We start from the raw sequence: 12185 nt of genomic DNA on the forward strand, positions 1-12185 counted from the left end.
TAATTCGAGAATTCTTAAGTGTAAGCGTTCTTCTTCTGTTTTCGGTGGAGAGGGCATTTTGGCATAGCGTGGTTTTTTCATCGCAGGTCGTCCTTTGGGTTTTGGTTGTAATCCTTCTATACCGCATTGTTGAAAGCTTTTCAACCATTGGCTAATGACACCCGAATTAGGAATACCAAAATGTAGGCTGGCTTGTTCAACTGTCATGTCTCTGTTTTGAATCGTTTGTATGACGTGATATTTAAAGTCGGGAGTATAAGTACGTTTAGTATGAAGCACAGCTAAACCGTGTATCCCTGAATGTTGATATTGGGCAATCCAACGCTCTAATGTGCGTTTAGGCACGGTAAATGTACGACAGGTTAAAGAAAGACTTTCATCGTGTTCAAAGTAGAAATCTACCACTTGTTGTTTAAATGTTTGGTTATATTTGGTCATAAAAAATCTGCACCTCTGTCTGTTGGATAATAAGTCCAACTTTAGGGGTGCAGATCACTCGATAGCCCTTTTGTTATCAACTATTTAACGGTAAATAAAACAATTTCAGGGAAAGTAAGTAATAATGCTAAGAGTAGGATTTGAATAGCAATAAACGGTAATACCGATTTAAAAATATCTACTAGCTCAACGCCTTTCGGTGCCACACTATGTAAATAGAAAGCTGCAGGACCAAATGGCGGTGATAAGAATGATACTTGCATATTGACACAGAATAATACGCCGAACCAAATTGGGTCATAACCTAAATTTTGTACAATTGGCACAAAAATTGGCATCGTCAACATTGCAATTCCAATCCAGTCAAGGAATAAACCTAATACTAATAAGATTGCCATCATGATAAGAATAATACCAAGTGGAGGTAATCCTGAACTCACTAGCATAGATTCAACGAATTTATTTCCACCAACAAGGTTATAAATACCAACAAGAATATACGCACCGATACCAATCCACATGATCATACCGCAGGTTTGCATCGTAGTATAAGAAGCCTCTTTCATCACTTTCCAGTTGAGCTCTTTACGATAAAGTGATACTGCCATAACAGCAATTACCCCTACTGCTGCCGCCTCAGTAACAGAAGCAATTCCCCCATAAATACTTCCTAATACAATTAAGGCAATCATTGCTGGTAAAGCAATATCAATACGTGCTTTACGTCTTTCTGCTTTTGAAATTGGCGCATTACGTTCTTCTTCTGGAATATCCGGTAATAAACGAGGATTTAAACGTCCACGAATCACAATGTAGAGAATATACATTCCAGCTAATAAAAATGCAGGAATAAAACTTGCGGTGAAAAGATCACCAATAGAAACAGAAGCGACTAAACCATAAATAATTAATACAATACTAGGTGGTACCATTGTTCCAAGCGCACCAGATGACACCACTGTACCAATAGCTAATTTTTTGTCATATCCTAACCGTAACATTTGTGGTAACGCTAATAAACCTAATAAAACTGTTTCACCACCGATAATTCCAGACATCGTTGCAAGGAATACCCCAATTAATACAGTCTGTAATGCTACACCAGTTCTAAATTTACGAGTGGTTAACCACATTGCATTATAAAGATCTTTGGCAATTCCTGTTTTATCTAAAAGTGATGCCATTAATACGAACATTGGCACTGCAAGCAACGAATAACTTGTCATAAACCCATAAACACGATTTACAACCATCGGCAATACATCAGGAGAAAACCAACCTACAGCAAGTAATGTCGCAATTAATCCCGTTAAAAATGCGAGCGGTACCCCAGTTACCAATAAAAAGCACATCACTAAAAATAAGATTAATGTGACAACATCAATACCTAAACCACTGAGACCAAACATATTTCTCTCCTTATTCGTTACTATTAGTTAAACGTTGTTTTAATTTCCAAATCACTTGGATAAAAAACAACACAAATAAAACGAAAATAGCGACTTTTAATAACCCTGGAATAGGTGGATTCCATGCCGAACCAGAACGTTCTAATACAATCTCACCTGTAGGAGAAACTGCTGCACTGTACGCTACAAAATAGCTAGAGTACGCTAATAGTCCCAAGAAAAGTAAAGTGATAATTCCACTAAAAATTTCTAAACGATTACGCCATTTAGCAGAAACGCGATCTAATAAAATAGGCACTCGAATATGTTTATTACGTCCATAAGAAAAGAGCCCTGCATACACCATTAAAAACCCAGCTAGCGCAATACTGGTTTCATGTACCCAATCGGTTGGTGAGTTAAATACATATCTTGCAATAATTTCATAAAACGAAATCACCACAATCAATAAATATCCCCAAGAAAGTTTATGCCCAATAGCCTCGATAAGCTTATCAATTTTCGTGAGCTTTTCTTCTACTTCTGCTGGGGTGTTTTTTAAATCTTCCATCTTCTTTCCCCTATTGATAGAAAAATAGCCAAGCTACCGTTATAACTTGGCTATTTAAGATTCAATATTTATTTAATCATGCCTTTGTCTTTCAAATATTTCATAACAGTATTGTAGAATTTTTCTGACATAGGTGATTTTTTCGCCCATTCAGGCCACATTTGCGTTGCCACTTCACGCACTTTGGCTACTTCTTCTGGTGACCAAGAAACCACTGTAATATCTGCTTTTTTGTTTTTGATCGCTTCTTCATCAAGTTTTTGATGCATACCTAAGAAGCCTTCTGCGTATTGTTTACCAGCTTTAGCTAAAACATCTTTTAAATCTTGTGGCAAGCTATCATAAATTTTCTTATTCAATGTTACTTGGTTCATCGGCATTGAGTGCCAACCTGGATAAATTGGATATTTCGCAATATCGTTCATACCATTAGCTTGGTTACGTGCGAAAATAGAATAGTCAGAAGCATCAATCACCCCTTTTTCAAGTGAGGTATAAACTTCTGAACCAGGAAGATTTACTGGTGCAGCACCTAAACCTTTGAATAATGCTTGTACAAGCCCTTCTGGCGCACGTACTTTTACCCCTTGTAACTCTTTAATATTATGAATTGGCTTTTTAGAAACGAGTGATTCACCACCTACGGTACTGATTGCTAATAGTTGTACACCATATTTATTCAATAATTCATTCGCAACATCAAAACCACCACCGTTATACATGAAATCAATTAAATCTTTAGGATCACTCCAAGCACCAATTAAGTTTCCGTATAAAGCAAATGCAGGATCTTTACCTGAGAAATAAGATGGGTCAGTAAAATCACCTTGAATAATATTCATACCAATAGAGTCTAGAGTTTGGTTATGTTCAACAACTGAACCTGCACCAAGTACTGTAATTTCAATACGCCCATTGGACAATGATTTCACATCTTTCGCCCATTGCTCCTGATATTTAAACGCATCATCACCAGGTTGGTCTGAAGATTGGAATTTCCACTCATATTCAGCAGCAAACACACTTGCAGAAAACATCACTAAAGAACAAGCTAAAACACTTTTTAATAATTTCATTTTGATATTCCTCTAAAAAATTAGTAACGGAAATTGTTGTTTTCTTACCATTCGGCAAAAGAACCATCTTTATTTCGCCAGATTGGGTTGTGCCAATGAGCACCTTTATCATTTTGTTCTTTCATAAAGGTTTCATTAATTTCTATCCCTAAACCAGCACCAGTTAAAATATCGCAATAACCTGCTTTAAATTCGAAGACCTCCTTATTCGTCATGTAATCTAAAACATCATTTTCTTGGTTGTAATGAATACCAATACTTTGCTCTTGAATCACTGCATTTAAGCAAACTGTATCAATATGTAATGATGAAGCTAAGGCTATTGGTCCCAATGGGCAGTGTGGAGCAAGTGCTACGTCATAAGCCTCAGCCATAGTGGCAATTTTTCTTAATTCAGAAATACCACCACAATGAGAAACATCTGGTTGTAAAATATCAACGCCACCACGTTGTAGAAGATGTTTAAACTCCCATCGAGAATACATGCGTTCGCCTGTAGCTATTGGAATGGCGCCATAACGTGCGATTTCATGAATTGCATCAAAGTGCTCGGCTAAAACTGGTTCTTCCACAAACATTGGATTAAACACAGCTAATTCTTTTAATAAAATTTTCGCCATCGCTTTATGGACTCGACCATGGAAATCAATACCAATACCAAAATCTTTACCTACAGCATCACGAATTGCCTGTACTCGTGCTAATACCGCATCTACTTTTGAATAATCATCAATAAAATTGAGTTCTGCCGTACCATTCATTTTTATTGCAGTAAAGCCAGCTTCTTGGCGTTCTTTCGCCATGCGTGCCACATCATCTGGACGATCACCACCAATCCATGAATACATACGCATCCGGTCGCGACATTTTCCTCCAAGCAATTGATATACAGGTGTATTTAACGCTTTACCTTTAATATCCCATAATGCTTGATCAATACCTGCTAAAGCACTCATCATGATTGGACCACCTCGATAGAAAGAGGAACGATATAAGACGTTCCAGTGATCTTCAATATCGTGAGGATCTTTACCAATCAAATATTCCATTAATTCAGCAACACAGGCATGTACTGTATGTGTACGGCCTTCTAAACAAGGTTCTCCCCAACCAACAATTCCTTCATCGGTAACAATTTTTAAAAATCCCCAACGAGGTGGCACAATATAAGTTTCATATCCAACGATTTTCATTCTATGACTCCAAACTACTGTTCAATTTCATCCCAAACTTGTTTAAATTTTGTTGCATTGCTAATGAAATCTTCTAAAGAGATTCCTGCTGAATACAACGCATTACCCAATCCAAATCCTTTTGCACCAAGAGAGATATAACGCTGCATCTGTTCTTTATCTGCTTTTATTCCACCGACAGGAAAACAACTTACCTCTTTTGGTAATACACTAAGAATGGCTTTAAATCCGGTTGGTCCCACTAATTCGGCAGGGAAAATTTTGATCTTTGTTGCACCAGAGTTAATGGCTAAGAAAGCTTCTGTTGGTGTCATGACTCCAACAAAGATAAGGCAATTAGAGGCGTTAGCGAGTTTAATTACTTCTAGATCTACATTTGGTGTAACAATCAATTTCACACCAGTTGCTAATACTTGTTTTAATAATTCAACATCCGTTACCGTACCTGCACCAATACAACAACGATCACCAAATTTTTCTTGTAATAAACGAATTGTCTCTAACGCATTTGGACTATTTAGTGGCACTTCAATAAAGTAATAACCTAACTCAATTAAATGGGAAACATATTGCTCTGCTTCTTCGGTCTTAATGCCACGTAAAATGGCTATGAGAGGACACTTTCCAGATATATTTTCAATACTCATGCTACTTTCCTTCTAGATACTGATTTGCAATAAACTTTATTCCTTGTAAGAAACAAGTTTCTCCATCAACAAGTTGATAGTGATAACCTAAATGGGATAACGCTGTTTGGTAACGTGTAGCAATTCCTTTACTACCAATAATGTAGTGTGTAAGGGTATTAGATAATTGTTGAATTTCATTTCCAATAATCACACCAGATAGATAGCTTCTTACCGCTTTACTCGATAGTTTTTGATTCAGACATTGTGTTCTTACTGAAAACAAAGCATTAGATAAAGGCACATCATATCCAATCTCAACACCCTGCAAAAATCCTTCTTCATCGTCATAAATTTCAGGCATACCTTGCGTTAAAATGCTGTATTGATTCAATAACGCAAATAATTCACCTGTCATCATGGTACAAAAATCTGTTAATTGATCATTATTTACTGTCGCATGTTTACTATGTGTTCCTGGAAGAATGACTGATAAAGTGTCATCTGCTACAAGTTTACGTAGCCCCAACAATTGGGTTTCTTCACCACGCATCACATCAAATAAACCAAATTTATTGGTTATTGACATTCCTGGAACAATAAAAGCTGGAACACCCCAAGATAGTTCAAAACTATATAAACCAGAAACTAATCTCTCTAAACTAGTTGGTGCAGCTAAATAAGGCACTTCATGCCAACCATTTTTTGCGCCAACCATACCAGCCATGCAGACTACTTCACCACTTAAGTCATACAAGAAATCATGCTGTTTAAATAATTGATAGATCTCTTGTTCAAACATCCCATTTGGAATAAATTTCATTCCTTTGTTATTGTTTTCTAACAATTTTATATCATTATCATTCACTACATGATAAGCTCTAAAATTTGTAGTACCCCAGTCAACAACAATCATAATACACCAAAAAATAACAATCTTGTATGACAAGAATAATAATCAAAAAATGAGCAACTTTCTGTGATTAAGATCCCATTTTTGATCAAAAATTTTTTATCTTTTCAAGAGGAGAAAAATGTATAATGAAGTTACTGTTAACAACATTAAATAAAAATAAATAAGGAAAATCATGCTGAAATCGGATGTCATTATGCGGAATATCATTCTTAAGATATTCAATGGTCAATTTGTTGAAGGTGATTTACTCCCTGGTGAAATAGAACTTGCAAATGAATTTAATGTTTCTCGCACATCTATTCGCGCAGCACTTCAAACGATTGCGAATAAAGGCGTTATCTCTATTGTTCCTAAACGAGGCAGCGTAATAAACAAAATAGAGCAATGGAATTGGTTAGATCAGGACATTCTTACTTTTTTTTCGCAAGAAGATATTAGTCCTACGTTATTACAACATCTTTTAATTACACGCTTAATATTTGAACCCAACATTTGCGCAATCGCTGCACTATCTTCCACTGTACAAGATCTCATCCAAATTGAACATGGATATCAATTAATGCAGGAAAGTATAAAAGAGAATAAAAGAGACCTTTTTCTTGAAGGGGATAAAATTTTTCATAGCGCTATCGTTAATTCTTGTAAAAATCCGTTTTTATCTTCTCTTGATGCTATGTTATCTACTGCGATGTCAGTATCTTATAATCGAACCTTAGAACAAGAATTAAGTGAATCAATTACTGCTGTAAATGCACATGGTGATTTGTTAGAAGCTATTCGTATGAGAGAAGCACAAAAAGCAAAGGATATATCAAAACAACTTATCTCTAATGCCGTAACCAAAATTTTACCCAATCAAGACTTATATCATCTCATTGAAAACCTATAATATTCCCTCAATACGAAATTTGTCTAACCCAGTTTGAGTTGCTATCATAGCAACTTAAATTGGTGCTAAAAATTAGATAAAAAACATATCAAAAACAATGATCAATAAAATTAAAAATATCAAACTCAATAACCTCAATTTATCCCAGTTCAAACAAGTTGAAATCAAAAGAGAATACCTTAGTTCAAATCTTTATCTCTTTAATCTAGGGCTATTTTTAATTGCTTGTTTTGGCTTATATTTATTAGTTGCGTGGACATCTTATCATCCTGCAGATAATGCGTGGACGATTGCCAGTAATCAGCCTACTGTTATTAATAAAGCAGGAGCATTTGGTGCTTGGACTGTTGATATTTTATTTGCCTTATTTGGTTCTGTTGGGAACCTAATTCCATTTTTTGTCTTTTTAATCCCGCTTTATCTATTGCGTTATCATCCCATTACTGAATTCAAAGGCGGAATATTCTTTTTACGAACATTTGGTTTTTTATTATTTTTAATTAGTTTATCTACACTTGCCGCGCTCTATTTACCTGATAGTCCTTATCATCTTTCTGGTGGAGTAATTGGTGCTGTCATTTCTCATCTCGTTATTCCTTATGTTGGTACTTGGATATTATCTTTGATTGCACTTGGCACAACCATTGGCGGTTTTATTCTCTCTGCTGGAAATTCATTTATTAAAATCTTCCCTCGTTTTTATCATTGGTTAATGGCGAATGAAGAAAATAAAACAAATGAAGATCAAGTCATTGAAACAGAAAAATCACTTGCAGATTATGAACAAATTGAATTGCCACTACCAAAACAAACCAATAAACCAGTAGATAATATTCCTAGTAATCTTGCAGCAGCACATTTGCAACAAGATCAATTTGTCAATCCAACTATTTTTGGCTTAACTCCTACAACAGTGGAATCTTCGAATAGTGACAATACAACATCTGAAGTAACAATCACAGAAGAAGACCTCACTAAACCAGTTGATATTACTGCTCAGTTTACTCAAGCAGAATTTAACCAAACCAAAGATAATTTAAATAAAGTCGAATTTCCGATTTTTGATACCAATGATATTACTGAACTACCGAAAGTATCATTATCTACTACATTATCAACTACACCGACCGCAGAGGAAATAACAACATTTCAAACGCATCAAGCGTGGCAGTCTGAAACTGACAATATCGCTATGCCTACGGTGAATTTAGCCCCTACAATGACAAAAGTTGATACGGAAGAAATGACAGAAGATGTTGTTGATGATGATGACAATGAAGATTTTGTTCGTTTAAGACAAGAGTTTTTGGCAATGCAGCAACAAAAACAAGCTGAAATGGTTAATCGAGCAAAAGCATTAAATCAAGAAAATGCTTTAGACACTTTATTATCTACTGAAACAGAAGACGAACCAGTAGAGAATTCGCCAAACTATAAACCCTATGCCAATACATTGATACATCCGTTATTGCAGCCAGATCCAATTTCAACCGTGAAGCCAACAACGCCATTGCCAAGCCTTGATTTATTAAATGAAGGCAAACCAATGACGACAGATATTACGGAAGCAGAAATTCAGGAAACTTCACGGCGTATTGAACATCAATTACGCAATTTTGGTGTAAAAGCAACTGTGCGTAATGTCACTATTGGTCCAGTAGTAACACGTTATGAAATCGAATTGCAACCAGGTACGAAAGCCTCTAAAGTCACCAGTATTGATACTGATTTAGCTCGTGCCTTAATGTTCCGCTCTATTCGTATTGCCGAGGTTATTCCTGGTAAACCTTACATTGGAATCGAAACGCCAAATGATCGCCGCCATAGTGTGTTATTAAGGGAAGTGTTGAGTAGTAATGAATTCCGTCAAGCAAAATCACCACTTTCAATGGCATTAGGAAAAGATATTAGCGGAAAAACTGTTGTTGTTGATTTGGCTAAAATGCCACATCTATTAGTTGCAGGATCAACAGGTTCAGGAAAATCTGTTGGAGTAAATGCAATGATTTTAAGTTTGTTATTTAAAGTCAAACCTGATGAAGTGAAATTTATTATGATTGATCCAAAACAGGTTGAACTTTCTATGTATAACGACATTCCTCACTTATTAACTAACGTTGTTACCGATATGAATAAAGCGGCTAATGCGTTACGTTGGTGTGTCGATGAAATGGAACGCCGTTATCAGCTGTTAACTGCTTTACATGTACGAAATATTGAGGGTTTCAATAGTAAAATTGATCAAGCTACTGAAATGAATCTGCCAATTCCAAATCCTATCTGGCGACCAGGTGATACAATGGATAAGATGCCACCAGCATTAGAAAAATTACCTTATATTGTTGTGGTAGTCGATGAATTTGCAGATTTGATGATGATTGTTGGTAAACAAGTGGAAGAATTAATTGCACGTCTAGCACAAAAAGCACGTGCTATCGGTATCCATTTAATTCTTGCGACCCAACGTCCATCCGTAGATGTAATTACTGGACTAATTAAGGCTAATATTCCGAGCCGTATTGCATTCACTGTCGCTAGTAAAATTGATTCTCGCACTATTTTAGACCAATCTGGTGCCGAAGCCTTACTCGGCAAAGGGGATATGCTCTACTCTGGTCAAGGTGATCTTATTCGTGTTCATGGTGCTTATATGACAGATGATGAAGTCGTTCGGGTGGCAAGTGATTGGCGAGCAAGAGGCAAACCGAACTATTTAGCAGAAATCGTTGAAAATAGCGAAGAGAACGATGATTCAAGTAATAGTGATAGCAGTAGTGGCGATCTTGATGAAAAATTTGATGAAGCGGTAGAAGTTGTATTAAGTAGTGGCAATACTTCTGCCTCATTTTTACAACGTCGTTTAGGCTTAGGTTTTCCACGTGCTGCACGTATTTTAGATCAAATGGAACAACAAGGTATTCTTTCAACACCAACTAATGGTAAACGGGAGATCCTTGCACCAAGAAATAATTATTAAAAGGAGAAATTATGCAAAAATTATTAGGTTTATTAAGCGTTGCAACATTACTCTTTACCAATTACGCATTAGCAGATGCAAAATCTGAATTACAGCAACGTTTAAATCATATCAGTTCTCTTAGTAGTAACTTCCAACAACGTGTTTCAGATGCGGATGGAAAAGTTGTACAGCAAGGCGAAGGCTCACTACAAATCAAACATCCCAATTTATTTAAAATGACCATTACTTCACCACAAGAGAGTGAAATGGTCGCAGATGGTAAAACCTTATGGTTTTATGATCCATTTGTCGAACAAGCTACTGCAAATTGGGTTAGTGACGCAGTCAACAATACGCCATTTGTTCTGTTGACAAGTAATGATCAGCGTCATTGGGCAAATTATCAGGTACAACAAAAAGATGATATTTTTACTTTAACTCCTCGTAATAGCAAAAGTAATATCAAACAATTTACAATTAAAATTAATGCTGATGGGTTATTGAATAGCTTTAGTACAATTGAAAAAGATGGACAAGCTAATCTCTATATTTTACGCAATATCAATACCACTGAATTACCTAATTCGTTGTTTAAATTTACGTTACCAAAAGGTGCTGAGTTAGATGATCAACGTAAAAAATAGTGACTAATAAAATGGATAACTTAGATCTTAACTTTGCTGGTGATGATTTTCGCCCATTAGCAGCTCGGATGCGTCCTACAACACTAGATAATTATTTTGGGCAAACGCATCTATTAGGTAAAGGTAAACCTCTACGGAAAGCGATTGAAGCAGGTCATGCTCACTCCATGATTTTATGGGGACCACCTGGCACAGGTAAAACGACATTAGCGGAAATTATCGCCCACCGCTTAAATGCGAAAGTAGAATATCTTTCGGCGGTCACCAGTGGTGTCAAAGATATTCGTGAAGCGATTGATCGAGCTAAACAAAACCAATTTGCAGGACAACAAACCTTATTGTTTGTCGATGAAGTACACCGTTTCAATAAATCACAACAAGATGCGTTTCTGCCTTATATTGAAGATGGTACGATTATTTTTATTGGTGCGACTACTGAAAATCCCTCATTTGAGCTCAATTCTGCATTGCTATCTCGTGCAAGAGTTTATTTATTAAAGTCTTTATCCATTACAGATATTGTAGATGTTCTACAGCGTGCTATTGCTGATCCAAAGAATGGTTATGGTAATTTGACGTTACAACTCGAAGATGGGCTATTACATACGTTGGCAGAATATGTGAATGGTGATGCTCGCTTAGCATTAAACTGTTTAGAATTGATGGTCGATATGGCAGATGATACGCCACAAGGTAAGCAGCTCACTCAACAATTAATGGTCGATATTCTTGGTGAGCGGCAAGCACGATTTGATAAGCAGGGCGATCGCTATTATGACCTGATTTCTGCCGTACATAAATCTATTCGTGGTTCGGCACCAGATGCTGCATTGTATTGGTATGCCCGTATTATTACTGCTGGTGGCGATCCTTTATATGTTGCTCGTCGTTTATTAGCTATTGCTTCTGAAGATATCGGTAATGCAGATCCTCGTGCAATGGATGTCGCTCTTAATGCGTGGGATTGTTATACACGTGTAGGCGCTGCCGAAGGTGAAAGAGCTATTGCACAAGCGATTGTTTATCTTGCCGCGGCGCCTAAAAGTAATGCAGTTTATCTTGCTTTTCATCAAGCTAAAAAACTCGCTACCGAATATCCTGATTTTGATGTGCCTATCCATTTACGTAATGCACCAACCCAATTAATGAAAAATTTAGGCGTTGGAAAAAACTATCGTTATGCTCACGATGAACCTAATGCCTATGCAGCAGGTGAAAATTATTTTCCTGAACCATTAAAAGGTACTAAACTTTATTTTCCTAATGAACGTGGTATGGAAATCAAAATTAAACAGAAATTAGATTGGTTAGCTCAACTAGATAGAGAAGCTAATAAAATAAAGTGAAATAGAAAACGCACCCAAAGGTGCGTTTTATTTTATGGTTATAAGAGAATCTATCATCAATTAAATCGGTGTAATAGACAAATTTGTTGCTAAAAGTAGGCTTAAAGCCTTATAGTACAAGGCTTTAAGCCTACTTTTT

Annotated in this window: 11 protein-coding genes; 4 read left to right on the plus strand and 7 right to left on the minus strand. The window is 36.3% G+C overall.

Annotated features, from left to right (window positions below; all coding sequences use genetic code 11):
- The 7 genes from ACFFHT_RS00690 to ACFFHT_RS00720 form a co-directional block, all read right to left on the minus strand.
- The coding region (locus tag ACFFHT_RS00690; RefSeq protein WP_382372515.1) for a helix-turn-helix domain-containing protein at nucleotides 1–438 on the minus strand (438 nt) is incomplete at its 3' end.
- Nucleotides 439–518: 80 nt separating this feature from the next.
- Nucleotides 519–1847, minus strand: a complete 1329-nt coding sequence (locus tag ACFFHT_RS00695; RefSeq protein ID WP_382372517.1) for a TRAP transporter large permease — start codon at nucleotides 1845–1847, stop codon at nucleotides 519–521.
- Between the two features lie 10 nt (nucleotides 1848–1857).
- On the minus strand, nucleotides 1858–2397 hold the full coding sequence (locus ACFFHT_RS00700) for a TRAP transporter small permease subunit (protein ID WP_382372519.1): 540 nt from the start codon (nucleotides 2395–2397) through the stop codon (nucleotides 1858–1860).
- A gap of 68 nt (nucleotides 2398–2465) precedes the next feature.
- The gene (locus ACFFHT_RS00705; RefSeq protein WP_382372521.1) at nucleotides 2466–3473 is read right to left on the minus strand and encodes a TRAP transporter substrate-binding protein; all 1008 of its coding nucleotides are present in this window, start codon (nucleotides 3471–3473) and stop codon (nucleotides 2466–2468) included.
- Between the two features lie 44 nt (nucleotides 3474–3517).
- Nucleotides 3518–4666, minus strand: coding sequence for a galactonate dehydratase (dgoD, locus tag ACFFHT_RS00710; RefSeq protein ID WP_382372523.1), 1149 nt, complete (start codon nucleotides 4664–4666; stop codon nucleotides 3518–3520).
- Between the two features lie 14 nt (nucleotides 4667–4680).
- The gene (locus ACFFHT_RS00715; RefSeq protein ID WP_382372525.1) at nucleotides 4681–5313 is read right to left on the minus strand and encodes a 2-dehydro-3-deoxy-6-phosphogalactonate aldolase; all 633 of its coding nucleotides are present in this window, start codon (nucleotides 5311–5313) and stop codon (nucleotides 4681–4683) included.
- A gap of 1 nt (nucleotide 5314) precedes the next feature.
- Nucleotides 5315–6208 (minus strand): 2-dehydro-3-deoxygalactonokinase, encoded by an 894-nt coding sequence (locus ACFFHT_RS00720; protein WP_382372526.1) that lies wholly within the window; start codon nucleotides 6206–6208, stop codon nucleotides 5315–5317.
- 193 nt (nucleotides 6209–6401) lie between these two features.
- On the opposite strand from ACFFHT_RS00720, the gene ACFFHT_RS00725 reads away from it, so the two are divergent.
- From ACFFHT_RS00725 to ACFFHT_RS00740, 4 genes are all read left to right on the plus strand, one after another.
- Nucleotides 6402–7097 carry a FadR/GntR family transcriptional regulator gene (locus ACFFHT_RS00725; protein ID WP_382372528.1) on the plus strand — a complete coding sequence of 232 codons (696 nt, stop codon included), beginning with the start codon at nucleotides 6402–6404 and terminating at the stop codon, nucleotides 7095–7097.
- Nucleotides 7098–7194: 97 nt separating this feature from the next.
- A complete protein-coding gene (locus ACFFHT_RS00730; RefSeq protein ID WP_382372530.1) occupies nucleotides 7195–10074 on the plus strand; it encodes a DNA translocase FtsK in 2880 nt (959 codons plus the stop codon).
- Between the two features lie 8 nt (nucleotides 10075–10082).
- Nucleotides 10083–10700 (plus strand): outer membrane lipoprotein periplasmic chaperone LolA, encoded by a 618-nt coding sequence (gene lolA / locus ACFFHT_RS00735; protein ID WP_382372536.1) that lies wholly within the window; start codon nucleotides 10083–10085, stop codon nucleotides 10698–10700.
- A gap of 11 nt (nucleotides 10701–10711) precedes the next feature.
- Complete coding sequence (locus ACFFHT_RS00740) at nucleotides 10712–12046, plus strand: replication-associated recombination protein A (RefSeq protein ID WP_382372532.1); 1335 nt, start codon at nucleotides 10712–10714, stop codon at nucleotides 12044–12046.
- Nucleotides 12047–12185: the final 139 nt, after the last annotated feature.

This window comes from Gallibacterium melopsittaci (assembly GCF_042433085.1).
In the GTDB taxonomy this organism is placed as follows: Bacteria; Pseudomonadota; Gammaproteobacteria; order Enterobacterales; family Pasteurellaceae; genus Gallibacterium; species Gallibacterium melopsittaci.

Bases quoted from the DNA above. Each gene is read 5' to 3' on its own strand.
- ACFFHT_RS00695 (WP_382372517.1), bottom strand. From the start codon at position 1,847: ATGTTTGGTCTCAGTGGTTTAGGTATTGATGTTGTCACATTAATCTTA.
- ACFFHT_RS00700 (WP_382372519.1), bottom strand. From the start codon at position 2,397: ATGGAAGATTTAAAAAACACCCCAGCAGAAGTAGAAGAAAAGCTCACG.
- ACFFHT_RS00705 (WP_382372521.1), bottom strand. From the start codon at position 3,473: ATGAAATTATTAAAAAGTGTTTTAGCTTGTTCTTTAGTGATGTTTTCT.
- dgoD (WP_382372523.1), bottom strand. From the start codon at position 4,666: ATGAAAATCGTTGGATATGAAACTTATATTGTGCCACCTCGTTGGGGA.
- ACFFHT_RS00715 (WP_382372525.1), bottom strand. From the start codon at position 5,313: ATGAGTATTGAAAATATATCTGGAAAGTGTCCTCTCATAGCCATTTTA.
- ACFFHT_RS00720 (WP_382372526.1), bottom strand. From the start codon at position 6,208: ATGATTGTTGTTGACTGGGGTACTACAAATTTTAGAGCTTATCATGTA.
- ACFFHT_RS00725 (WP_382372528.1), top strand. From the start codon at position 6,402: ATGCGGAATATCATTCTTAAGATATTCAATGGTCAATTTGTTGAAGGT.
- ACFFHT_RS00730 (WP_382372530.1), top strand. From the start codon at position 7,195: ATGATCAATAAAATTAAAAATATCAAACTCAATAACCTCAATTTATCC.
- ACFFHT_RS00740 (WP_382372532.1), top strand. From the start codon at position 10,712: ATGGATAACTTAGATCTTAACTTTGCTGGTGATGATTTTCGCCCATTA.